Raw genomic sequence first — 22,812 nt, 5'->3', positions numbered from 1 at the left:
CGCCGCCGTTGACGGGCGAAGTGGCCACTGCTTGGCCGACCAATGACAACCGTTTGAGTGCACGGCAGCGCTGCGACTTGCTCGATCGCATGAGATCGCTCCGGAGCAGTGACACTTCCCAACAAGCGCCAGGAGCGGGAGGAGTACCGCAGCGAGGTCACGGCGTTCGAACTGCGGAGGAACTTGCCGACGCTGAGCGTTTCACCAACGTCCCAGGACAGCACACCTAGACAGCTCCCCGCCTCCGCGCACGATAAGCCGCCGCCTTCACGCGATTGCCGCACTCCTCCATCCCGCACCAAGCACGCCGCGCACCCCGTGACCGGTCGAGGTAGACGCGGGTGCAGCCGGGGCGGCCGCACTCCTTGAGGCAGGCGTGGGGGTCGGCCAGCAAGGTGATGGCGCTCCGGGCCAGTTGAGACAGGGCCGCGGGGAGGTCCCCCGAGGTGCGCAGGCCCGCGTCGCTGAGCTCGATCGCGCACGGCGGCACCGCAGCCGCGCCGTTGACGATGTCGAGACTGCCCGGATCGAAGGGGCGGTCGAGCACGCGGTCGAGGGCCAGTCGGTAGAGCGCCTCTCGCAAGGACAGCGCCGACTCGAAGGTCCGCGCGTCGGCGGTCACCCGGTCGGGAAGTCCGTCACACGCGACGACCCACCGTTCGAGATCCGCGGGCGTGGTCAGGAGGTCGACGGGCTCGTTCCGGCGGCTCAGCACGGTTCCGGTCAGGTCGAGGGCCGGGTCGCCGCTCACGAAGGTGAAATCCACGTCACCATCTTGACCGGTGACAAGACTGCTGGGCAATATCGTCACCTGTTGAAGCGGTGACGATGAGCCGGGGGGCGGGGAGGACGCATGAGAGGAATCCGCGACATCGAGGTCGTCGTCTTCGATGTCCTCGGAACGCTCGTCGACGAATCCAGCGGGCTCAGGGCAGCGATCCGTGAAGCGGCCCCCACATCCGACGAGGCGGCCGTCGACGAGTGGGTCGGCCTGTGGCAGCAGCACTGCGAGCGTGAGCAGCAGCGCATCCGGCAAGGGCACCGCCCCTACGCCAACACCGAGGTCATCGACGCGGAGGCCGCCCGGAGCATCGCCGAGCAGGCCGGGGTCGACGATCCGAGCGTCGTCGACCGGCTGGCCAGGGCGGGGCAGCGCCTGCCCCCGTGGGACGACTCCGTCGCCGGGCTGGAGCACCTCGCGCGGCGGCTTCCCGTGATCGGGCTCTCCCATGCCAGCCGCACCGCCCTGCTGCGACTCAACGCGCATGCCGGGCTGCGCTGGCATCAGGCCCTGTCCGCCGAAGCCGTCCACGCCTACAAGCCAGCACCGGAGGTCTACCGGCTCGCCGTCGACACCGCCGGATGCCCACCGGAGCGCGTCCTCATGGTGGCCGCGCACGCCTGGGACCTGCGCGGAGCGCGGGAGGTGGGTCTGCGGACCGCCTACGTCCGTCGCCCGTCCGGAGATCCGCCGACTGGCTCCGACGACTTCGACGGGCGGTTCGACGGGCTCGATCAACTGATCGGCGTGCTGTCAGCGGGCCAGGTAGGGTCCAGCTCACCGCGAAGGGGGGCCTGATCATGGCAGAGCAGCGTGCCCTTCCACCCCGGGTCGAGGTCGCGGGGCGGCTCGCCGTCGAGGCCGGGTTCAAGAAGAGCTGTGTCCCCGAGGTGGGCAGGCTGCTCGCCATGGTCGCCGCTTCGAAACCGCACGGGGTCGTCGCCGAGAGCGGTACGGGGTCGGGTGTGGGAACCGCCTGGCTGCACAGTGGGCTCGGGGCCGGTGCGCGGCCTGTCACCGTGGAGCGTGACGAGGAGCTGGCCCGGCGTGCGGCCGGTGTGTTCGCGGACGACAGCCGGGTCAGCGTCCTGAGCGGGGACTGGCGGCTGCTCGAAGAGCACGCGCCGTTCGATGTCTGCTTCTGCGACGGCGGGGGCAAGCGGGACGCCCCCGAGCGGGTCGTCGAGTTGCTCGCTCCCGGTGGGGTTCTCGTTCTGGACGACTTCACCCCGTCGGCGGACTGGCCGCCGAGGTTCGAGGGCGGCGTGGACGAGCTGCGGCTGTGCTACCTCACCCACCCGGACCTCGAAGCCACCGAAGTCCTCACCACGCCCACCAGTTCGGCGATCGTCGCGGCGCGCTGTCGGGGCTGACCGTCGTACGAACGACGACGCGGCGGCCCGCAGGGTTGCCCCCGCGGGCCGCCGCCCGAGTCGCAGCACCGGCGTACCGGCCACCGTCAGTGACGCACCGCCTCCGCCTCCTGCGGGACATGGCTCGCCACGATCCGCTCGCGTCCGGCGGTGGCCGGTGCGCGGCGGCGGTCGACCGTGTAGGCCAGGGATGCCACGGCCAGGCCGAGGACGGCCAGGGCCGCGCCGGCGAGGGCCGGGGAGGTGACGCCGAAGCCCGCGGCCAGGGCGAGGCCGCCGATCCAGGCGCCGCCGGCGTTGGCCAGGTTGAAGGCGGCCTGGTTGGCGGAGGAGGCCAGGGACGGGGCCGAGGAGGCCTTCTCCATGACCATGAGCTGGAGCGGGGAGCCGGTGGCGAAGGCCGCCATGCCGAGCAGGATGACGGCGACGGCCGCGGTCAGCTCCGTGCGCATCAGCAGCGGGAAGACCGCCAGGACCACGACGAGGGACCCGAGGCCGCCGAAGAGCGTGCCCCGCAGGGAGTGGTCGGCGAGGCGGCCGCCGAGCAGGTTGCCGGCGGTCGCGCCGACGCCGAACAGCGCCAGCAGCAGGGTCACGCTGGCACCGGCGTAGCCGGCGGCGTCCGTGAGCATCGGCGTGATGTAGCTGTACGCCGAGAAGAGGGCGCCGAAGCCGGCGACCGTGGTGCCGAGCGACAGCCAGACCGGCAGGGAGCGCAGGGCGGCGAGTTCGCCGCGCAGGCCCTGGGCGGTGGTGTGCTCGTGATCGCGCGGGATCAGCAGCGCGAGCGCGGCGATCGCCGCCAGGCCGATGGCGCTGACACCGAGGAAGGTCGCCCTCCAGCCGAGGTTCTGGCCCATGAGGGTCGCCACGGGCACGCCCGCGACGTTCGCGACCGTCAGGCCGAGGAACATCAGGGAGACCGAGCGCGCCTTGCGCTCGGGGGCGACCATGTTCGTCGCGACGACGGCGCCCACACCGAAGAAGGCGCCGTGCGGCAGACCGCTCAGGAAGCGGGCCGCCAGCAGCCAGCCGTTGTCGGGCGCGAGGGCCGACAGCGCGTTGCCCGCGACGAACAGTCCCATCAGGCTGATGAGGACCGTGCGGCGGGACATCCGGGCCGTGACCGCGGCCAGCAGGGGGGCGCCGATGACGACGCCCAGCGCGTACGCCGACACCAGGTGGCCGGCGCTGGGTATCGAGATGTGCAGGTCGTCCGCGACATCGGGCAGCAGCCCCATCATCACGAACTCGGTGGTACCGATGCCGAAGGCGCCCACGGCGAGGGCGAGCAGGGCCAGGGGCATGAGGAAGCCTTTCGAGTCTTGCTGGGGGATCCGTACGTTCGTATGTTCAAGTACGGAACAAAGTCTCTCAGGCCTGCTATTCCGCCTACGGCCGTCCTCAGCCGTCTGTGGCGACCTTCACACGGGCGGCGATCGGCAGATGGTCGCTGCCCGTCTCCGGGAGCGTCCAGGAACTCTCCGGCTTCAGGCCCCTGACCATGATCTGGTCGATACGGGCCATCGGGAACGACGCCGGCCAGCTGAACCCGAAGCCGTTGCCGGCCGCGCCCTGCGTGGAGCGCATCTGGGAGGTGACGGCGTTGAGCGCGCGGTCGTTCATGGTGCCGTTGAGGTCGCCGAGCAGGACGACGTTCTTCAGGGGCTCGTGGGCGATGGCCTCGCCCAGGAACTCCGCGCTCCGGTCACGCTGCCGGGCCGTGAAGCCGGCCTCCATCTTCACCCGTACCGACGGCAGGTGGGCGACGTAGACGGCGACCTGCCCGGACGGGGCGGTCACGGTGGCGCGCATCGCCCGGGTCCAGCCCATGTCGAGGTCGACGGCCTTGACGCCGGTCAGGGGGTACTTGCTCCAGACCCCGACCGTGCCCTCCACGGAGTGGTAGCGGTAGGTCGACGCCAGCGCCTTCTCGTACGTCGGGACGGCGGATGCCGTCAGTTCCTCCAGGGCCACGACGTCCGCGCCGGAGGCGGCCACGTCACGGGCGGTGCCGGACGGGTCCGGGTTCTCGGCGTTGACGTTGTGCGTGGCCACGGTGAGGTCGCCCCCCGTGGCGGTCTTGTCGCTGAGCTGGCCGCCGAAGAGGTTCAGCCAGACCAGCGACGGCAGGATCAGCGCGATCAGCGCGGTCGCGGACTTGCGGACCAGGGCGAGCAGGAGCAGCACCGGGATCAGGAGCCCCAGCCAGGGCAGGAACGTCTCGATGAGGCTGCCCAGATTGCCGATGGCGTTGGGGATGTGCGAGTGCACCAGCATGACCACGGCCAGCAGCACCGCGCAGCCGGCCACGAAGAGACCGCGCCGCCACATCCTCGGGTCGCCCCGTCGGCCGCCCGCCATACGGTCGAACAGGCGGCGAAGCCGGTTTCCCCGGCGCTCGGGCCCCGAGCCGCCGTTGTCCGTCTCCGTCATGTACGCCTGCTGCGCCATACCGTCGCCTCACTGCCTGCCGTGCACACCATCGCCCCCGTGTCCTTACGACCCTAGGGGATGATCCGTTCCGTTCCCGCCGTCCGCGGACGGCCGTACGGGGGCGAGGACGAACGAGTCGGCGCGGCGAGTTCCGGTTACCGGCTGTGAAAGCGCCCTCTGTGACGAAACGCGCACACTAGGACGGCCGCGAGCCCGAACTGACGGACGGTGAGCCGTCGGGACGCCCGCCGGGGCGCAGTCCTTCGAGCAGCGTGTCGACGACCTGTTCGGCGAGGCCCTCCGGCAGGTCGGCCTCCGGGTGCAGGACGGAGCGCAGGAGCATGGGGCCGACGAACAGGTCGTTGAGCAGGTCGAGGTCGACGTCCGTGCGCAGTTCGCCGTTCTCCTGGCCGCGGCGCAGGACCTCCAGGCCGAGCCGGCGGCGTGGTGCGACGACGGTGGAGTGGTACGCGGCCCAGATCTTCGGGCTGCTCTTCATCTGGGCGTGCGCGTTGTGCAGGATCGCCGACGAGCGGCTGGCCAGGCCGCGCCGCCGCACCTGTTCGAGCAGGAGCACGAGGTCGTCGCGCATGGAGGTGCCGGGGAGCGGCGGGTCGGGGGGTTCGGCGGCGCGCAGGACGTCGACGAAGAGTTCCTCCTTGCCGCTCCAGCGGCGGTAGATGGTGGCCTTGCCGACGCCGGCGGTGCGGGCGACGCGCTCGATGGACAGCTCCGCGAGGGGCACGCCCTCCTCCAGGAGCCTCATCACGCCCTCGATGATGGCGCGTTCGACGGCCTCGCTTCTGGGGCGGCCCCTCGGGGGGCCGTCGTTCGGGGGGTGCCGTTCGGCGAGGCTCACGTCGCTCCGTCCTTTGCCGCCAAGTGAGATTGCTGGCTGGTGGGTTGCATTGTCGCGCAGGGTCACGACCGCGCGTCGGACAACTCCTTGTCTCCCTCCCCCTGCTGGGGTGCCGGGGGCTTCCCGGGCAGGAACAGGGCCACGACGACCGCGCCGATGAGGGCGATGCCCGCGCCCCACAGGGCGGTGATGTGCATCGCGTGCAGGAACGCGTCGTAGGCGGGGGTGACGAGGGACTTGCCCTCGGGGCCGAGCTTGGCCGCGATGCCGAGGGTGGCCTCGATGGACTCGCCGGCGGTGTGGCGCAGGGCGGGCGGCAGCGCGCCGAGCCTGTCCTCGATGCCGTTGCGGTACGCCGTGGACAGCACCGAGCCGAGGACGGCGATGCCGAGGGCGCCGCCGACCTGCCGGAAGGTGTTGCTCAGCGCGGAGGCGGAGCCGGCCTTCTCGCGGGGCAGGGCCTGCATGATGACGACGCTGACCGGGGTCATGATGTGCGCCATGCCGGTGCCCATGAGGAAGAAAATGACCTCCAGGATCCAGATGGGTGTGTCCGCGTCCAGGGTCGCGAAGGCGGCCAGCATCGCGGCGATGAGCAGCATTCCGGCGGTCGTGGTGGCCTTGTTGCCGAAGCGGTCGACGAGCAGCCGGGCCCGTGGCGCGAAGATCAGCTGGGCGGCGGCCAGCGGCAGCATCAGCAGACCGGTCTGCAGCGGCGAGTAGCCGCGCACGCTCTGGGTGTAGAAGACCGAGAAGAAGGTCACGCCCATCAGCGCGAAGAACACCAGCGCGATGGCGGCGATGGCGGACGAGAACACCTTGTTCTTGAAGTACGTGACGTCGATGGACGGGTGATCGCTGCGCTTCTCGAACACCACGAAGGCGACGAGGACGGCGAGACCGGCGCCGATCGTCGACAGCACGGTGGCGTCGGTGAAGTCGGCGAGCTGGCCGCCCTTGATGATGCCGTAGACGAGCAGGACCAGGCCGACGACGGAGAGCACGACGCCGACGGGGTCGACACGGCCCGGCTTCGGGTCGCGGGAGTCGGGCACCAGCCACAGCATCAGCGCGAGGGCAAGCAGCACGATCGGCACGTTGACGAGGAAGACCGAGCCCCACCAGAAGTGGTCGAGGAGCACACCGCCGGTGATGGGGCCGATGGCGATGGCGAGGCCGACGCCGCCGGCCCAGATGCCGATGGCCTTCGGCTGCTCCTCGCGCTCGAAGACGTTCATCAGGACGGCGAGGGTGGCGGGCATGACGAACGCGGCGCCGAGACCCATCACGGCCCGGAAGGCGATCAGCTCCCCCGGCGAGCCGGAGAACGCGGCGAGCGCGGACCCGATACCGAACACGGCGAGGCCGCCGAGCAGCACCTTCTTGCGGCCGAGCCGGTCGCCGAGCAGCCCGGCGGTGAACAGCAGGCCCGCGAAGACCAGGGTGTAGGCGTTGATCGCCCACTCCAGCTCGCTCTGCGTGGCGCCCAGGCCGGTCGGGGCCGGGGTGGAGATCGTCTTGATGGCGACGTTCAGGATCGAGTTGTCGAGGACGACGATCAGCAGGCTCAGCATCAGCGCACCGAGGATCGCCCAGCGGCGCCGGTGCACCGCTTCCGGTATCGGGGGGCCGGTGGGGGCGGCGCGGTCGGCAGGAGTAGTCATACCGTCGAGCGTAGAACCATTTCGATACGAGACCGTCTCGTATTGGAATACCCTTACCGAGCTCTTACTCGCACGGCCCCATCGGCGCGCCGGGCGGAACTCACAGGGCCTCCCCTAGCCCTGCTTGGCACGAGGTGCCACCATGGACGTGGTCCGGGGACGCCGTCAGGGCGCCTCGAGATGACGTGTGAGGAGCCGTGCAATGACGCAGCTTTCGGCTGCCCAGAGCGCCAAGACGCTGTACGGGGGCAAGGGAACCCGCCGTATCACCGTGCGCGACATCGCCGCCGCCAAGGAGCGGGGCGAGAAGTGGCCCATGCTCACCGCCTACGACGCGATGACCGCGTCCGTGTTCGACGAGGCCGGGATCCCGGTCATGCTCGTCGGCGACTCGGCGGGCAACTGCCACCTCGGGTACGAATCGACCGTGCCCGTCACCCTCGACGAGATGACCATGCTGTCCGCGGCGGTCGTACGGGGCACCTCGCGCGCCCTGATCGTCGGCGACCTGCCCTTCGGCTCCTACCAGGAGGGTCCGGTGCAGGCGCTGCGCTCGGCGACCCGGATGGTGAAGGAGGCGGGAGTGCAGGCCGTGAAGCTGGAAGGGGGCGAGCGGTCGCACGAGCAGATCCGGCTGCTCGTCGACTCCGGCATCCCGGTCATGGCGCACATCGGCCTGACCCCGCAGTCCGTCAACGCGATGGGCTACCGCGTGCAGGGGCGGGGCGAGGAGGCGGCCCAGCAGTTGCTGCGGGACGCGAAGGCCGTGCAGGACGCGGGCGCGTTCGCGGTGGTGCTGGAGCTGGTCCCGGCGGAGCTGGCGGCCGAGGTGACGCGGACGCTGCAGATTCCGACGGTGGGCATCGGGGCCGGCCCCGAGTGCGACGCGCAGGTGCTGGTGTGGACCGACATGCTGGGTCTGACCGGCGGGCGCGTCCCCAAATTCGTCAAGCAGTACGCCGACCTGCGTGAGGTCATGAGCGGCGCGGCGAAGGCGTTCGCCGAGGACGTCGTCGGCGGAACGTTCCCGCAGGAGGAGCACTCCGTCCACTAGAGCCACAGCGGTACCACGGACGGCCCGCCGACCTTCCCCCAGTCGGCGGGCCTTCCCTCTTTTCTCTGTGGTGTCGGCGGGCTGTAGGCGGCTTGTCGGTGGTTTGTCGGTGGGCCCTGAGACCGTCTGTCCCATGACGCGAATCGACACACACGCCGGCGGCGCCGCGGTCACCGTGCGGGGGCTGGTGAAGCACTACGGCGAGACCAAGGCACTGGACGGGGTCGACCTGGACGTGCGGGAGGGCACCGTGATGGGGGTGCTCGGGCCGAACGGGGCCGGCAAGACGACCCTGGTGCGGATCCTGTCCACGCTGCTCGCCCCCGACTCGGGCCGGGCCACCGTCGTCGGCTACGACGTCGTACGGCAGCCCCGGCAGCTGCGCCGGGTGATCGGCCTCACGGGGCAGTACGCCTCCGTGGACGAGAAGCTCTCGGGCTGGGAGAACCTGTACATGATCGGGCGGCTGCTCGATCTGCCCCGCAAGAGCGCCCGGGCCCGGGCCGACGAACTGCTGGAGCGCTTCACGCTCACCGAGGCCGCCAAGCGGCCCGCGGCGACGTACTCCGGAGGCATGCGGCGACGGCTGGACCTGGCCGCCTCGATGATCGGCCGACCGGCCGTGCTCTTCCTGGACGAGCCGACCACCGGGCTCGACCCGCGCACCCGCAACGAGGTGTGGGACGAGGTCAAGCGCATGGTCGGCGACGGCGTCACCGTGCTGCTCACCACTCAGTACATGGAGGAGGCCGAGCAGCTCGCCACCGAGCTGACGGTCGTGGACCGCGGGCAGGTCATCGCGGGCGGCGCCATCGAGGAGCTGAAGGCGAAGGTCGGCGGCCGTGCGCTGCGGATACGCCCGGCCGATCCGGTGCAGCTGCGGCCCCTCGCCGCCGCTCTGGACGACTTGGGCATCACCGGCCTCGCGACCACGACCGTGGACAGCGACCGGGGCGACGTCCTCGTGCCGATCCTCAGCGACGAGCAGCTGACAGCCGTGGTCGGCGCGGTCACCTCGCGTGGCATCACGCTCTCCTCCATCACCACCGAACTGCCCAGCCTGGACGAGGTGTTCCTGTCCCTCACCGGCCACCGCGCCAGTGCCCCGCAGGACACCGTGCCCGCCGACGACCGTCAGGAGGTCGCCGTATGAGCGCCGCCACCGCAGCCATCCACGAGGGCGAGGCGGACGCCCGTATCTCGCCGCGTGCCCATCTGCGCCACACCGGGGCCCTGGTCCGCCGCAATCTGCTGTGGATCCGCAAGGACCCGGAGTCGATGGCCGACGCGCTGCTGATGCCGGTCATCTTCACCCTGCTGTTCGTGTTCGTGTTCGGCGGCTCGATCGGGCAGGCGCTGGGCGGCGGGCAGGACCAGTATGTGCAGTACGTGATCCCGGGCATGATCGCGATGATGAGCATGACGCTGTCCCAGGGCGTCGGCACCGGCTTCAGCCAGGACTTCAACTCCGGTGTCATGGACCGCTTCCGGTCCCTGCCCATCGGGCGCGGCTCGGTGCTCTTCGCGAAGATCTCGGTGGAGCTGCTGCGGATGCTGTTCGCGACCGCCGTGCTGATGATCGTCGCCGTCGCGGTCGGGTTCGAGATCACCAACTGGCCCGGTCTGCTCGCGACCGTGGCGCTGTCCACCGCGTTCGCCTCGTCGATCATGTGGGTGTTCCTCACCCTGGGCGTGATCATGAAGAACGCGCAGTCCGTGCAGGCGATGGGCTTCCTGGTGCTGTTCCCGCTCCAGTTCGGCTCGTCGATCTTCGCGCCGACGACCTCGATGCCGGGCTGGCTGCAGGCCTTCACCGACTACAACCCGCTGTCCACGCTGGCGGACGCCGCGCGCGGGCTGATGGTCGGCGGGCCGGTCGCGCACGATCTGTGGGTGACGCTCGGCTGGTCGGTGGCGATCACGGCGGTGATGGCTCCGATCGCGATCCACAAGTTCCGCACCAAGAGCTGAGCGGAGAGGCCGTCTTCGCGTCGTTCGCGTCAGACCAGGGCGGTGGCCTCCTCGGCGGAGAGGCCGCCGCCTTCCGCGTACGCGCTCTCGTACGCCGGGTCGCCGAGCACCGCCCGGGCCCGCAGCTCCGCCCGCTCGCGGGTCTCGCGCTCCTGCCGCGCGGCGACATGGCCGGGCGGCAGAAGGCCGTCGGCGGCGCCCAGGCAGCGGGCCGCGTCGTGGGCGCGGTGCCCGCCGTCGAGGCCGGCCAGGGCTCCGGCCCCGATGGTCAGGTACACCGCGCGCATATGGGGGGCGATGAGCTGCGAGCGCGGGTCGGCGGCACGCTCCAGCGCCTTGCGGATGAGGTCAAGGCACTCCGCGTGCCGCCCCTCCACGGCGTCCAGCCAGGCCTCGGCGCCGAGGATGAACGCATCGAAGACGATGAAGTGGGCGATACGGAAGTCCTGCCGCAGCCGTCGCAGTTGCTCGCGTGCCTCGGGCACCCGGTCCGTCAGGCCCAGCCGGACGGCCAGGTAGAGGCGGGCGGCGGGCATGGCCTCGCTGATCGAGTCCCCGCGCTCGGCGATCACCTCGCGCAGCAGCCGCTCGCCGCGCTCCTCCTCGCCGGCCTCCAGCAGCGCGTTGCCGAGCCGGGCGGTGAGCACGGCCGTCTGGCCGTGGGCGCCGAGGTGGTCCGCGTGGGCGATGGCGGCCTCGTAGTCGGCGGCGGCCAGGGCGTAGGCGCCTCTGCGTTCATGGGTCTCGGCGCGGGCGGAGAGGGCCTCGGCGGTGCCCCAGGCGTCGCCGAGGCGCCGGTAGATCTCCAGCGACTCGTCGGCGTCCCGGGCGGCGTCGCCCGCCCAGTCGGTGCGGTTGGCGAGGAAGTTGGCCCGCATCTGGAGGCCGGAGGCCAGCTCCCATTCAAAGCCGGGGGTCTCCCGGCAGGTGCGGATGGACGCCTCCATGACGACGCGCAGCCGGTCCATGTCGCCGGTCAGCATCACGGCGAAGAGCCAGAGCAGGCCGGGGAGCCGGCAGGTCTGCGGGAGGCCGGGCTCGTAGGTGTCGGCGATGGTGTTCAGCTTCTGCTGGGCCCGCGGGGTCTGCCAGGCGTCCAGTTCGGTGTCCATGCAGGCGAGATGCGCCAGGTGGATCCCGCGCCGGGCCTCCTGGAGGACCTCGCCGGTCATCGGGGGCGGGGCGTCGGTGCAGCGCTGCCAGACCGGGGCGGCGGGGCGGACGGGCTCGGTGAAGGGGTCGGGGCCGAGGGTCATGACCTCGCGGCACCAGGTGCGGGCCTCGATGCGCAGGTCGCGCATCTGCCAGTACCAGACGAGGGACAGCGCGAGGCAGAGCGCCTCCTGCTCGTCGCGCAGGGCGACGGCGTGGCGCAGGGCGGTGCGCAGATTCTCGTACTCCCGCTCCAGCCGGTGGATGGCGGCGAGCTGGCCGGGGCCGTGCAGCAACGGGTCGGTGCGGCGGGCGAGTTCGCGGAAGTACGTCAGATGGGCGCGTTCGGCCTCGGCGCGCTGTCCGGCCTCGTCCAGCCGCTCGGCGGCGTACTCGGCGACGGTCTCCAGCAGCCGGTAGCGCATCTCGCCGTCCGAGGACTCACCGGGCGGCGCGGCCACGACCAGGGAGCGGTCGACGAGCGAGCCGAGCACCTCCAGGGCGACCGGCCCGCACACCGCCTCGGCGGCGGGGAGGTCGCAGCCGCCCGCGAACACCGACAGCCGCCGCAGGACGTCCCGTTCGTCCTCGTCGAGCAGGTCCCAGGACCAGTCGACGACGGCTCTGAGGGTCTGCTGGCGGGGCAGGACGGTGCGGCTGCCGGAGGTGAGGAGGCGGAAGCGGTCGTCGAGCCGCTCGGCGATCTGGCGGGGGGTGAGCATCCGCAGCCGGGCGGCGGCGAGTTCGATGGCCAGGGGCAGACCGTCGAGGCGGCGGCAGATCTCCGCGCACGCCCCGGGGTCGTCCTGGACGCGGAAGCCGGGCCGGGCCGCCCCGCCCCGCTCGGCGAGCAGCCGCAGCGCGACCGGCTCGGGCAGCGGCTCCACGGGCCGCAGCAACTCCCCCGGTACGCCCAGGGGTTCACGGCTGGTGGCGAGGACGGTCAGGCCCGGGCAGCGCTCCAGCAGTTCCTCGGCGAGCCGGGCGGCTGCGTCGGCGACGTGCTCGCAGTTGTCGAGGATCAGCAGCATGCCGGGGCGGGAGCAGTGCTCGGCGAGCCGCTCGACGGGGTCGTCGAGCCGGTCGGCGACAGCGGCCCGCATGCCCTCGGCGCCGCCGCCGTACAGCACGGTCTCCCGGGCGCCTACGGCGGTGAGTACGGCTTCCGGGACGGCGGCCGGATCGTCGACGGGGGCGAGTTCGGCCAGCCACACGCCGCCGGACATGGCGGGCCGTACGGTCTCGGCGGCCTCCTGCGACAGCCGGGTCTTGCCGGCCCCGCCGGGTCCGAGAAGGGTGACCAGCCGGGCGGTGGTGAGATCGCCCCGGATGGTCTCGATGTCGCTCTCACGGCCGATGAAGGAGGTGAGCCGCGCCCGCAGATTACCGACGGGCCGGGGCTCGACGACGGGCGCGGGGCCGCCCCCGAGGCTCAGCAACTCCGCGTGCAGGGAGCGCAGTTCCGGCCCCGGGTCGGCGCCCAGCCGATCGGCGAGCGAGCGCCGGACCTCCTCGTAGGCGTCCAGCGCCTCCGCCGTGCGGCCGGCGTCGCGCAGGGCGCGCAGACGCAGGGTCTGGAGGGGTTCGTCCAGGGGGTGGCCGTCGCACAGGGCGGTCAGCTCCGGCAGGGACTGTTCGGCCTGGCCGAGGGCGAGGGCGGCGGTGTGGCGGGCGCGCAGGACGTCCAGGCGGCGGGTGTCCAGGCGGGCCGCCTCGGCGGTGCGGTCGGGGAGGTCGGCCAGGGCCGGGCCGCGCCACAGCGCGAGGGCGTCGTCGAGGATCACGGCGGCCTTGGCGGGGTCGTCGTCGGCCAGGGCCCGCAGTCCCTCGCCGGCCAGCCGCTCGAACCGGTGCAGGTCGACATCGTCGGGCGCGGCCGTGAGCCGGTACCCGCCCTCGGCGGAGGCGACCGCGTCCGCCCCGAGCGCCCGCCGCAACCGCCCGATCAGCGCCTGGAGCGCCGCCGGACCGTCGGCGGGCGGGGCGCCGTCCCACACCTCGTCGACGAGCAGCCCCACGGGCACGGTACGGCCGGCCCGCAGGGCGAGCACGGTCAGCAGCGCACGCAAACGCGCCCCGCCCACCGAAACGACCGTGCCGTCGGTGCGGAGCGCTTGCGTGGTGCCGAGGATGCGGTAGCGCACGGGGTCCATTGTCTCCGGTGGTACGAGAACGGGTCACGAGGTTTCTACGGCGCGGCGGACGCCCTTGGCTGCGGAGCCACCCGGCCTCAGCCCCGACGCCGCCCAGCGCCCTCTGTCCCCGGTGGGGCCACGCCCACACTCGGGGACTCCAGCGCCACCATCACCCCCGACTCCCTCCACCGTCGCCCCTGCTCCGCGTCACCGTCGGCGAACCACTTCGGGCACCGCTCGACCGCCCTCAGACTCCGCTCCCCCGGGACCGGCTGCCAGGAGCGCGAGCCGGGCGGGGTCTCGGCGTAGCCCTGGGACAGCACCCGCACGGCCCGTACCCGCCCGGTGACCTGGGGCCAGGACGCGCCGTGCCGCTCGACGGAGAGCAGCCCGACCGAGCGGGTAGCCCTCCGGGGCTGCCCGCCCAGGGCCACCGTCAGGCCCGACTCCTCCCGCACCACCCGGACGCCGCCCACGTGCTCCACCGGTCCGGCGACCTTGGTGAGCTGGTCGTGCCAGCCGCCGCCGTACACGTCGGCCGGGTCCAGGAGCAGCAGGGGCCAGCTCACCTCGTCCCCCACCGAGAACGGTGTGCCGCAGCACTCCATCTGCCAGTCCGCGTAGAACACGTGCCAGAGCCCCATGCCCCCACCCTCTCCGGAACCGACCGCCCCGCGCGAGACGTTTTCCCCGTGCGCCCGGTACGGTCGGGCAGTCCCATCGCGTGTCCGAAGAGTGCGAAGAGTGCAGGGAGCCCCATGACCACCGCCACCAGCCGCCACAGCGAGCGGCGGATCAGTCCCGTCTTCGTCGGGATTCTGGCCGTGACGGCGGTCACCGGGTGGGCGACCTGGACCGGTTTCGCGGAGCAGCCCGGTGTCGCCGTGTTCCTCTTCGTGACGGCGGCCTGGATCGTCTCCCTGTGTCTGCACGAGTACGCGCACGCGCGCACCGCCCTGCACAGCGGCGACATCTCGATCGGCGCCAAGGGCTATCTGACGCTGAACCCCTTGAAGTACACGCACGCGCTGCTCAGCATCGTGCTGCCGGTGATCTTCGTGATCATGGGCGGGATCGGCCTGCCCGGTGGCGCGGTGTTCATCGAGCGGGGGCGGATCCAGGGGCGCTGGAAGCACAGCCTCATCTCGGCCGCGGGTCCGCTGACGAACGTGCTGTTCGCGATCGTCTGCACGGCCCCGTTCTGGCTGGACGCCCTGGACGGCGTGCCGACCGACTTCCGGTTCGCCCTGGCCTTCCTCGCCCTGCTCCAGGTGACGGCCGCGCTGCTGAACTTCCTGCCGGTGCCGGGCCTGGACGGCTACGGCGTGATCGAGCCGTGGCTGTCGTACAAGATCCGGCGCCAGGTGGAGCCGTTCGCGCCGTTCGGCCTGCTGTTCGTGTTCGCGCTGCTGTGGCTGCCCGCGGTGAACGGCGTGTTCTTCGACGTGATCGACACGATCCTGAAGTCTCTGAAGATCAGCGACTTCGAGACGTACTGCGGTCAGGAGCTGTACCGCTTCTGGCAGGGCTCGAACGAGTTCTGCTCGGCCGCGCCCTGAGGGGTCAGCCCGTGGGCGACTTCTGGGCCTTGGCGCGCTTCACGTAGTACCAGGTCATGTTCGACGACAGTCCGGCGAGCAGCACCCAGACGATCCCCAGCCAGCTGCCCTGCACGAAGGAGACCACGGCCGCGGCCACGGACAGGACGCAGAAGATGGAGGCGTAGAGGGCGAGGCGGGGCATGGCGGTCGGCTCCTGTCGGGGGACACTGCGGGTCATACGGTCACTGCTGGTGCCGTCCAGTGTCCCCCATCGGCCTCACCGGCTCACACGTCGGTGACGCGCAGCCCGGCGTGTGCCTTGTAGCGGCGGTTCACGGAGATCAGGTTCGCCACCAGCGACTCCACCTGGTGGGCGTTGCGCAGCCGCCCCGCGAAGATGCCGCGCATCCCGGGGATACGGCCGGCGAGCGCCTGGACGATCTCGACGTCGGCCCGGACCTCGCCGAGCACCATCACGTCGGTGTCGATCTGCTCGATCTCCGGGTCCTCGAGGAGCACGGCCGACAGGTGGTGGAAGGCGGCCGTGACGCGGGAGTCCGGCAGCAGGGCGGCGGCCTGCTCGGCGGCGCTGCCCTCCTCGGGCTTGAGGGCGTAGGCGCCCTTCTTGTCGAAGCCGAGCGGGTTGACGCAGTCGACGACGAGCTTGCCGGACAGTTCCTCGCGCAGGGATTCGAGGGTCTTGCCGTGGCCGTCCCACGGCACGGCGACGATCACGATGTCGCTGCGGCGCGCGGTCTCGGCGTTGTCGGCGCCCTCGATGCCGTGTCCGAGTTCCCCGGCCGCCGCCTGGGCGCGCTCGGCGGCCCGCGAGCCGATGATCACCTTCTGGCCGGCCCGGGCCAGCCGGTAGGCGAGGCCCTTGCCCTGGGGCCCGGTCCCGCCGAGCACACCGACGACGAGTCCGGAGACGTCGGGCAGGTCCCAGGGGTCCTTGGCGGGGGCCTTCTGGGCGTTGTCGGTGGCAGCACTGTCGGTAGAGGTCATGGCCCCGACTCTACGTCCGTGCCCGTGCCGCCGATGTCTCCCCCAGCCGTTCCCTCATGGCACGGGTGAGCGACCCAACTGCCCGGGCCGGGCGAATCCGTGGAGACTTCCTCCGCACCCGCGACCGGCTCGGGCAGGATGCGGCTCCATGGATGCCGTACGGGTCGCGCTGCTGCGGGAAGTGCTCGCCGGGACCGAGTGGCTGGGCGCCACGCGGAGGTTCGCCGGGGCGCTGCGGGGGTCGGTGGTGTCGCACGGGGGCGGGCTGCTGCTCGTCGGCACCCCGGAGTACGAGCCGTGGCACCTGGCCGCGCACCTCGTGGACGAGGCCGCCTGGTCGGGCACACCGGAGCTGGCCCCGACGCTGGTACGGCACGACGCCCGCGCCTGCGACCCGGCGCACCTCGCGGTCGGCCTGGGACGGCTGGAGGCGGCCCGGCGGGGCGAGACGCTGCTCGTGGTGTCCCCCGAGGGACCCGGACCCGCCGCACCACTCCTTGAACGCGTGTCCGACGCCCGTCGCGCCGGGGCGACGGTCCTCGCCCTCGGCCCCGACGCGGGCGAACTTCCGGCGATGGCCCACGAGTCCCTGTCCGTCCCCACCGGCGCGGAACTGGACCTGGACACGGTCCAGCACCTGGTCAGCGCGGCAGCCGGGGAGAACGCGCTACCGGCCCCCGCGCGAGGCCCCCGGCGCCTCAGGGACAGGCTGTCCCGACTGGCGGACAACCTGACGGCGCCCCCGCCGGCCCGCTGGTGACGACTCCCGCGTGCGTCTCCCGCGCGTCTCCCGCGCGATGAGCAACCGAGCCCCGAAAAGCAGTTGCCCGCCCGCGCCCCTCCCCCGACCATGACCCTTCGTGACCGACGACCTCCCCGAACGTTCTTCCGGCCTCCGCGCCATGCTCCCCGACCTGTCCCCCTGGCGGGCCTCCGCCGACTTCCGGCGGCTGTGGGTCTCGGGGCTGATCACCAACTTCGGGACGTTCCTGACGTTCGTCGCACTGCCCGTGCAGCTGAAGGAGCTGACGGAGTCGGCGGCGGCGGTCGGGGCCATCGGGGCCGTGGAACTGGTGCCGCTGGTCGTGTTCGGGCTGTACGGCGGGGCTCTCGCCGACGCCTGGGACAAACGGAAGCTGATCCTGTGGACGGAGGCGGGGCAGGGGCTGCTCAGCGTGGTGCTGCTGGCCAACGCGCTGCTTCCGCGGCCCGCTGTCTGGCCGCTGTACGTCGTCGCCGCCCTGTCCTCCGCCCTGGTGTCCGTGCAACGGCCCGCACTCGACTCGCTGTGGCCGCGGATCGTGGCCTACGAACATCTGCCGGCGGCGGCCTCCCTGAACTCGCTGCGCTGGACGGTCGGCGGCGTCGCGGGCCCGGCGCTGGCGGGGGTGGTGGTCGCCTACGCCGGTGTCGGCTGGGCGTACGGCGCCGACCTGGCCACGTTCGTCGTGTCCGTGGTGCTGATCACGCGCATCGCGGCCTCGCCGGCCTCCCACGAGGCGGTGAAGCCCTCGCTGCGGGCCATCGCCGAGGGCGCCCGCTACGCGTGGAGCCGCAAGGAACTCCTGGGGACCTACGCCGTCGACCTGGCCGCGATGTTCCTGGCGATGCCGCTCGCCCTGCTGCCGTTCCTGGCGGACGAGCTGGACGCGCAGTGGTCACTGGGGCTGATGTACGCGGCGGTCCCGGCGGGGGCCCTGCTGGTGAGCCTGACCAGCGGATGGACCTCGCGGGTGCACCGGCACGGCCGGATGGTGGTGCTGGCGGCCGCACTGTGGGGCCTGGCCATCGCGGGCGCCGGGGTCGTCGGCAATGTGTGGCTGGTGCTGCTGTTCCTGACCCTCGCCGGCGGCGCCGACATGGTCAGCGGCGTCTTCCGCGCGGCCATGTGGAACCAGACGATCCCGGACGAGCTGCGCGGCCGTCTGGCCGGGATCGAGCTGCTGTCGTACTCGGTCGGACCGACGGTCGGTCAGATGCGCAGCGGCGGTTTCGCGGCCTGGCTGGGAGTGCGGACGTCGGTCTGGTCCGGCGGGCTGCTGTGCGTGGGCGCGGTGGCGCTGCTGGCGGTGTGCCTGCCGAGGCTCATGACGTACGACGTGCGAAGCAACGAGCACGCGGTGCGGCTGCGCGAGAAACGCGCAGCCGCCGCTGTGGCCGCCGAGGCGTGATCAGTCCTCTTCCCGGCCGCCCGTCGGGGCGTCGTGCCACTTGGGGTCGTTCTCCCACTGGAGGTTGCGCTCGCGGGCGGTCGCCATCGCGTGTTCGGCCTCCGGGCGGGAGGCGTACGGCCCGAAACGGTCCTTGTTGGGGCACTCCGGCCCCTCTTCGACCTTCTTGTGCTCCAGGCAGTAGTACCACTCGCCCGGCTTGCCGACCGTGCGCTTCTTGAACAGGGCCATGACCAGCTCCTCTCGCCATCGACATGTTCCCCCATGGGCGCTGGTTAGACTCGCTGGCATGTCTGGCCAGTCGCTGCTCGTCCCGGGGGAGCTGTCCCCCACCCGTCCCGTGCCCGGAAACATCCGTCGCCCCGAGTACGTCGGCAAGCCCGCGCCGACGCCGTACACCGGTCCGGAGGTGCAGACCCCCGAGACGATCGAGGCGATGCGCGTCGCCGGCCGGATCGCCGCCCGGGCAATGGCGGAGGCCGCGAAGCTGATCGCCCCCGGGGTGACCACGGACGAGCTGGACAAGGTGGCGCACGCATACATGTGCGACCACGGCGCCTATCCCTCGACGCTGGGCTACCGCGGTTTCCCGAAGTCGCTGTGCAGCTCGGTCAACGAGGTCATCTGCCACGGCATCCCGGACTCCACCGTCCTGCGTGACGGCGACATCATCAACCTCGACGTGACGGCGTACATCGGCGGCGTGCACGGCGACAACAACGCGACGTACCTGGTGGGCGAGGTCGACGAGGAGTCGCGGCTGCTGGTGGAGCGGACGCGGGAGTCCCTGACTCGCGCGATCAAGGCGGTCCGCCCGGGCCGGCAGATCAACATCATCGGCCGGGTCATCGAGTCGTACGCGAAGCGTTTCGGCTACGGGGTGGTCCGGGACTTCACCGGCCACGGCATCAACAGCTCGTTCCACTCGGGCCTGATCATCCCGCACTACGACAGCCCGCACGCGACGACCGTGATCCAGCCCGGGATGACGTTCACGATCGAGCCGATGCTGACGCTCGGGACGCACGAGTACGACATGTGGGACGACGGCTGGACGGTCGTGACGAAGGACCGCAAGCGGACGGCCCAGTTCGAGCACACGCTCGTGGTGACGGACACGGGCGCGGAGATCCTCACGCTGCCGTAGCGCCCCACACACCCCATGAAACGGCCCGCTCCCCTCGGAGGGCGGGCCGTTCGCTTGCCTTCGGCAGGTTTTTACCGACAGCGCGTCGGGAAGGTTACCGACAACAGGTCGGAAAGGCTATTGACTTAGGTTAGCCTAACCATAGAAAGTATCGCCCATGGATTCCTTCTCGACCCTCATTCGGACGGCTTCCCGAGAGCAGCACGAGGAGGTCAGGGGCTCGACCTTCATGAGCGACCTGCTGGGGCGCAAACTCGGCGTCGACGCGTTCGCGCGCTACACGGAGCAGCTGTGGTTCGTGTACGGGGCACTGGAGTCGGCGGCCGCGCGGCTCACGGCGGATCCGGTGGCCGGACCGTTCGTCCGCCCGGAGCTGTTCCGTATGGCCTCGCTGGAGCAGGACCTGGAGTATCTGCGCGGCCCCGGCTGGCGGTCGGGCATCAGCGCGCTGCCGGCCACGCTGGAGTACGCGGAGCGGATCACCGAGTGCGCCCGCGACTGGCCGGCCGGCTATGTCGCCCACCACTACACCCGCTACCTCGGCGACCTCTCCGGCGGGCAGATCATCCGCGACACGGCCGAGAAGGCGTGGGGTTTCCCGAAGAAGGGCGACGGGGTCCGCTTCTACGTCTTCGAGCAGATCTCCAACCCGGCCGCCTTCAAGCGGAGTTACAGCGCACTGCTGGACGCGGTGCCCGGTGACGAGCTGGAGCGGCAGCGGGTCGTGGCCGAGTGCAAGCGGGCGTACGCGCTGAACAACGCGGTGTTCGAGGAGCTGGGCGCGGAGTTCCCGCTGACGGCGTAGGGCCGGGAGAGCTCCGTCGGTTCAGCGTTCGAGGTGGACCCGGCCGCCGACCTCGGTCCAGCCGCCCGGCTGGGGTGCGGTCAGGAGCTGGGAGCCGGCGCCCTGGGTGATGTTGAGGGCCCGGCCCAGCCGGTCGGTGAGCAGCAGGGCGGCCGCCCCGGTCGCCTCGTCCTCGTCGATGCCGTCGCCGCGGCCGGGGAAGGCCCGGGCGCGGATCCGGCCGGCGGGCTCGTCCTCCCAGGCCCAGGCGTAGACCCACTCCCCCGGCGGCGGTACGGCCAGATCGTCGACCTCGGCGGCGCTGCCGTACTGCCGCAGGGTGCGCGGCGGCACCCACTCCGCCCGCGCCTCGATCCAGCAGAACTCGCCGTCCTGCCGGGCCCCGACCACCCCGGCGGGGACGACCAGTTCGGGCACGTCGAGCAGCCACGCCGTCCCGACGCAGGGGTGCCCGGCGAAGGGCAGCCGCAGGGTCGGCGTGTAGATGTCGATCACGCCGCGCTCGGGATCGTCGACGAACACGGTCTCGCTGAAGCCGAGTTTCGCGGCGAACTCCTGCCGCTCGCTCTCCCCGGGCAGCACCGAACCCTCGCGAACGACCCCGAGTTCATTGCCGTATCCACCGCGCGGCCCGCAGAAGACACGGAGTACGTCGTAGTCAGTCACGAGGGCAATTCTGCCTTGAACCTTCACCGCCACGACGACCGACAGAGAGCGCAGGTAAGGCTGGATGACCGTCCTGGAGAGGCCCACCACGAGCGCCCCGCCCGAGGTCCCGCCCCGAAGACGCCGTACGACGGCCTGGCTGCTGACCGCCGGGCTGGTCTCGGCCCTTCTCGTCCTGGTCCCGGTCGCCGCCGGCACCGGCGCCTATCCCGTCCCGGTCGGTGACGTCCTCGCCTCCGTGCAGCACCGGCTGGGGCTGGGCGGCGGGGAGCTGGACCGGGTGGCCGAGTCGGTGCTGTGGAACGTGCGGTTCCCGCGGATCGTGCTGGCCCTGCTGGTCGGCGCCTCGCTGGGCTGCGCGGGCGCGCTGATGCAGGGCGTGTTCGGCAACCCGCTCGCCGAGCCGGGTGTCATCGGGGTCTCCTCGGGCGCGGCGGTCGGCGCGGTCGGGGCGATCGCCCTCGGGGTGAACGTCCTCGGCACCTGGACGGTGTCCGTCTTCGCCTTCGTCTCCGGTCTGGCGACGGTCCTGCTCGTCTACGCGGTGTCGCGTTCGGGCGGCCGTACGGAGGTGGTGACGCTGATCCTCACCGGTATCGCGGTGAACGCCTTCGCGGGGGCGCTGATCGGCCTGTTCCTGTTCTTCGCGGACACGGCGGCGGTCAACCAGATCGCGTTCTGGCAGCTGGGCTCGCTCTCCCAGGCGACCTGGCCGAAGGTGCTGGCGGTCCTGCCGTGCGCGGTCCTCGGCCTGGCGGTCGCGCCCCTGTACTCCCGCCGCCTGGACCTCCTGTCCCTCGGTGAGCGGCCCGCCCGGCATCTGGGCGTGGAGGTGGAGCGGCTGCGGATCGTGCTGGTCCTCGTCATCGCGCTGCTGACCGCGGCGGCGGTGAGCGTCTCCGGGATCATCGGGTTCGTGGGTCTGGTGGTCCCGCATCTGCTGCGCATGCTGGCAGGGCCCGGTCACCGCTTCCTGATCCCGGGCAGCGCGCTGCTCGGCGCGCTCGTGCTGCTGGCGGCGGATCTGACGGCCCGTACGGTCGCCGCGCCCGCCGAACTCCCCCTCGGGGTGCTGACGGCCCTGCTCGGCAGCCCGTTCTTCTTCTGGCTGCTGCGCCGCACCCGGCGCCGACAAGGAGGCTGGGCGTGATCCGCCTGCGTACCCGACGTCCCACTCCCCCGGCCCGGCCGTCGCCCGGCGATGTCCTGGCCGAGACCCAGGATCTGTATGTCCGGCTCGGGGCCCGCGAGGTACTGAAGGGCGTCGACCTCACGGTCCGCGCCGGTGAGGTCCTCGCCCTGGTCGGTCCCAACGGGGCGGGAAAGTCGACGCTGTTGAGCGCGCTGGCCGCCGATGTCCCGGCCGCCGAGGGGGTCGTACGCGTCCACGGCCGCCCGGCGGCTGAGTGGCCCGCGCCCGATCTCGCCCTGCGCCGGGCGGTGCTGCCGCAGTCCGCGGCGCTCTCCTTCCCCTTCACGGTCGAGGAGGTCGTCCGCATGGGCCGCGCCCCGCACGCCGCCTCCCCCGCCTCGACCCCGGCCGACGACGACCGGGCCGTCGCCGAGGCCATGGCCGCCACCGAGGTCACCGGCTTCGCCACGCGCCCGTTCTCCGCGCTCAGCGGCGGCGAGCGGGCCCGGGTCGCGCTCGCCCGGGTGCTCGCCCAGCAGGCCCCGCTCCTGCTGCTCGACGAACCGACGGCGGCGCTCGATCTGCGGCACCAGGAGCTGGTGCCGCGGCTGTGCCGGTCAAGGGCGCACGCCGGTGACGCGGTGGTCGTGGTGGTGCACGACCTGGGTCTCGCCGCCGCCTACGCGCACCGGGTCGCGCTCCTGTGCGCCGGTCGCGTCGCGGCGGACGGCCCGCCCGCCGAGGTCTTCTCCGAACGCCTGCTGAGCGAGGTCTACGACCAGCCCGTGGAGGTCTTCCCGCACCCTCGGACCGAAGATCTCCTCATCACCCCGAGACGCGACCTTTGACCTTCCTTTGACCGGTTCATGAGGGCGATTTTGGGCCACTTAGGTAATCCTTATGTGCCCTAGGGGTGAGCG

23 protein-coding genes and 1 pseudogene are annotated in these 22,812 nt (G+C 71.9%); 13 read left to right on the top strand and 11 right to left on the bottom strand.

The genetic code is table 11. The features are described 5' to 3' along the window. Positions 1-114 precede the first annotated feature (114 nt). A pseudogene (locus NNW99_RS39205) lies at positions 115-195 on the top strand (glutamine synthetase); the annotation flags it as partial. 31 nt (positions 196-226) lie between these two features. On the opposite strand, the gene NNW99_RS27600 reads toward NNW99_RS39205, so the two are convergent. Further along, positions 227-766, bottom strand: coding sequence for an ABATE domain-containing protein (locus NNW99_RS27600; protein WP_215121867.1), 540 nt, complete (start codon positions 764-766; stop codon positions 227-229). Between the two features lie 87 nt (positions 767-853). On the opposite strand from NNW99_RS27600, the gene NNW99_RS27595 reads away from it, so the two are divergent. Together NNW99_RS27595 and NNW99_RS27590 are read left to right on the top strand one after the other, a co-directional pair. Next, on the top strand, positions 854-1,579 hold the full coding sequence (locus tag NNW99_RS27595) for a haloacid dehalogenase type II (protein ID WP_215121866.1): 726 nt from the start codon (positions 854-856) through the stop codon (positions 1,577-1,579). 2 nt (positions 1,580-1,581) lie between these two features. Beyond that, complete coding sequence (locus tag NNW99_RS27590; RefSeq protein WP_215121865.1) at positions 1,582-2,154, top strand: O-methyltransferase; 573 nt, start codon at positions 1,582-1,584, stop codon at positions 2,152-2,154. Between the two features lie 86 nt (positions 2,155-2,240). On the opposite strand, the gene NNW99_RS27585 is transcribed toward NNW99_RS27590, so the two are convergent. The 4 genes from NNW99_RS27585 to NNW99_RS27570 form a co-directional block, all read right to left on the bottom strand. Then, positions 2,241-3,461 carry an MFS transporter gene (locus NNW99_RS27585; RefSeq protein ID WP_215121864.1) on the bottom strand — a complete coding sequence of 407 codons (1,221 nt, stop codon included), beginning with the start codon at positions 3,459-3,461 and terminating at the stop codon, positions 2,241-2,243. A gap of 97 nt (positions 3,462-3,558) precedes the next feature. Next, on the bottom strand, positions 3,559-4,518 hold the full coding sequence (locus NNW99_RS27580; RefSeq protein WP_370869211.1) for an endonuclease/exonuclease/phosphatase family protein: 960 nt from the start codon (positions 4,516-4,518) through the stop codon (positions 3,559-3,561). 268 nt (positions 4,519-4,786) lie between these two features. Continuing rightward, a complete protein-coding gene (locus NNW99_RS27575; protein WP_215121862.1) occupies positions 4,787-5,449 on the bottom strand; it encodes a TetR/AcrR family transcriptional regulator in 663 nt (220 codons plus the stop codon). A gap of 62 nt (positions 5,450-5,511) precedes the next feature. Next, positions 5,512-7,113, bottom strand: a complete 1,602-nt coding sequence (locus tag NNW99_RS27570) for an MFS transporter (RefSeq protein WP_215121861.1) — start codon at positions 7,111-7,113, stop codon at positions 5,512-5,514. 202 nt (positions 7,114-7,315) lie between these two features. Here NNW99_RS27570 and panB point away from each other — a divergent pair, with 202 nt between their 5' ends. From panB to NNW99_RS27555, 3 genes are all read left to right on the top strand, one after another. Continuing rightward, positions 7,316-8,167, top strand: a complete 852-nt coding sequence (gene panB / locus NNW99_RS27565; RefSeq protein WP_215121860.1) for a 3-methyl-2-oxobutanoate hydroxymethyltransferase — start codon at positions 7,316-7,318, stop codon at positions 8,165-8,167. A 133-nt stretch (positions 8,168-8,300) separates the two neighbouring features. Then, positions 8,301-9,320, top strand: coding sequence for an ATP-binding cassette domain-containing protein (locus NNW99_RS27560; protein ID WP_215121859.1), 1,020 nt, complete (start codon positions 8,301-8,303; stop codon positions 9,318-9,320). Further along, on the top strand, positions 9,317-10,138 hold the full coding sequence (locus tag NNW99_RS27555) for an ABC transporter permease (protein ID WP_215121858.1): 822 nt from the start codon (positions 9,317-9,319) through the stop codon (positions 10,136-10,138). The genes NNW99_RS27560 and NNW99_RS27555 overlap by 4 nt, the downstream gene beginning before the upstream one ends. A 29-nt stretch (positions 10,139-10,167) precedes the next feature. On the opposite strand, the gene NNW99_RS27550 is transcribed toward NNW99_RS27555, so the two are convergent. Then, positions 10,168-13,443 carry a BTAD domain-containing putative transcriptional regulator gene (locus NNW99_RS27550; protein ID WP_215121857.1) on the bottom strand — a complete coding sequence of 1,092 codons (3,276 nt, stop codon included), beginning with the start codon at positions 13,441-13,443 and terminating at the stop codon, positions 10,168-10,170. A 77-nt stretch (positions 13,444-13,520) separates the two neighbouring features. Next, positions 13,521-14,069: a DUF6578 domain-containing protein gene (locus NNW99_RS27545; protein ID WP_251057961.1), complete on the bottom strand. Its 549-nt coding sequence runs from the start codon at positions 14,067-14,069 to the stop codon at positions 13,521-13,523. Positions 14,070-14,183: 114 nt separating this feature from the next. Between NNW99_RS27545 and NNW99_RS27540 the strand changes: the two genes are divergently transcribed. Beyond that, positions 14,184-14,984, top strand: a complete 801-nt coding sequence (locus tag NNW99_RS27540; RefSeq protein WP_215121856.1) for a site-2 protease family protein — start codon at positions 14,184-14,186, stop codon at positions 14,982-14,984. 4 nt (positions 14,985-14,988) lie between these two features. On the opposite strand, the gene NNW99_RS27535 is transcribed toward NNW99_RS27540, so the two are convergent. Beyond that, positions 14,989-15,204 (bottom strand): hypothetical protein, encoded by a 216-nt coding sequence (locus NNW99_RS27535; protein WP_370869164.1) that lies wholly within the window; start codon positions 15,202-15,204, stop codon positions 14,989-14,991. A 47-nt stretch (positions 15,205-15,251) separates the two neighbouring features. Next, positions 15,252-15,971, bottom strand: coding sequence for an NADPH-dependent F420 reductase (gene npdG / locus NNW99_RS27530; RefSeq protein WP_215121854.1), 720 nt, complete (start codon positions 15,969-15,971; stop codon positions 15,252-15,254). A 148-nt stretch (positions 15,972-16,119) separates the two neighbouring features. On the opposite strand from npdG, the gene NNW99_RS27525 reads away from it, so the two are divergent. Then, positions 16,120-16,731, top strand: coding sequence for a hypothetical protein (locus NNW99_RS27525; protein WP_215121853.1), 612 nt, complete (start codon positions 16,120-16,122; stop codon positions 16,729-16,731). Positions 16,732-16,873: 142 nt separating this feature from the next. Continuing rightward, positions 16,874-18,142: an MFS transporter gene (locus NNW99_RS27520; protein ID WP_215124486.1), complete on the top strand. Its 1,269-nt coding sequence runs from the start codon at positions 16,874-16,876 to the stop codon at positions 18,140-18,142. On the opposite strand, the gene NNW99_RS27515 is transcribed toward NNW99_RS27520, so the two are convergent. Beyond that, positions 18,143-18,373: a hypothetical protein gene (locus NNW99_RS27515; protein ID WP_215121852.1), complete on the bottom strand. Its 231-nt coding sequence runs from the start codon at positions 18,371-18,373 to the stop codon at positions 18,143-18,145. It abuts the gene before it with no gap. Positions 18,374-18,431: 58 nt separating this feature from the next. Here NNW99_RS27515 and map point away from each other — a divergent pair, with 58 nt between their 5' ends. Continuing rightward, entirely contained in the window at positions 18,432-19,289 is an 858-nt protein-coding gene (map, locus tag NNW99_RS27510; protein ID WP_215121851.1) for a type I methionyl aminopeptidase, read from the top strand. A gap of 157 nt (positions 19,290-19,446) precedes the next feature. Continuing rightward, positions 19,447-20,094 carry a heme oxygenase (biliverdin-producing) gene (locus NNW99_RS27505; RefSeq protein ID WP_215121850.1) on the top strand — a complete coding sequence of 216 codons (648 nt, stop codon included), beginning with the start codon at positions 19,447-19,449 and terminating at the stop codon, positions 20,092-20,094. Between the two features lie 21 nt (positions 20,095-20,115). On the opposite strand, the gene NNW99_RS27500 is transcribed toward NNW99_RS27505, so the two are convergent. After that, positions 20,116-20,760, bottom strand: a complete 645-nt coding sequence (locus NNW99_RS27500) for a PhzF family phenazine biosynthesis protein (RefSeq protein WP_215121849.1) — start codon at positions 20,758-20,760, stop codon at positions 20,116-20,118. Between the two features lie 64 nt (positions 20,761-20,824). Here NNW99_RS27500 and NNW99_RS27495 point away from each other — a divergent pair, with 64 nt between their 5' ends. Both NNW99_RS27495 and NNW99_RS27490 read left to right on the top strand, forming a co-directional pair. Next, entirely contained in the window at positions 20,825-21,910 is a 1,086-nt protein-coding gene (locus NNW99_RS27495) for an iron ABC transporter permease (RefSeq protein WP_215121848.1), read from the top strand. Next, positions 21,910-22,740 carry a heme ABC transporter ATP-binding protein gene (locus tag NNW99_RS27490; protein WP_215124485.1) on the top strand — a complete coding sequence of 277 codons (831 nt, stop codon included), beginning with the start codon at positions 21,910-21,912 and terminating at the stop codon, positions 22,738-22,740. The genes NNW99_RS27495 and NNW99_RS27490 overlap by 1 nt, the downstream gene beginning before the upstream one ends. Positions 22,741-22,812: the final 72 nt, after the last annotated feature.

Origin of the sequence: Streptomyces sp. CRCS-T-1, from assembly GCF_024442335.1 — a bacterium.
In the GTDB taxonomy this organism is placed as follows: domain Bacteria; phylum Actinomycetota; class Actinomycetes; order Streptomycetales; family Streptomycetaceae; genus Streptomyces; species Streptomyces koelreuteriae.
Note: the sequence above shows the minus strand (reverse complement) of the source record. Positions and strands in the feature narration are given on the sequence as shown.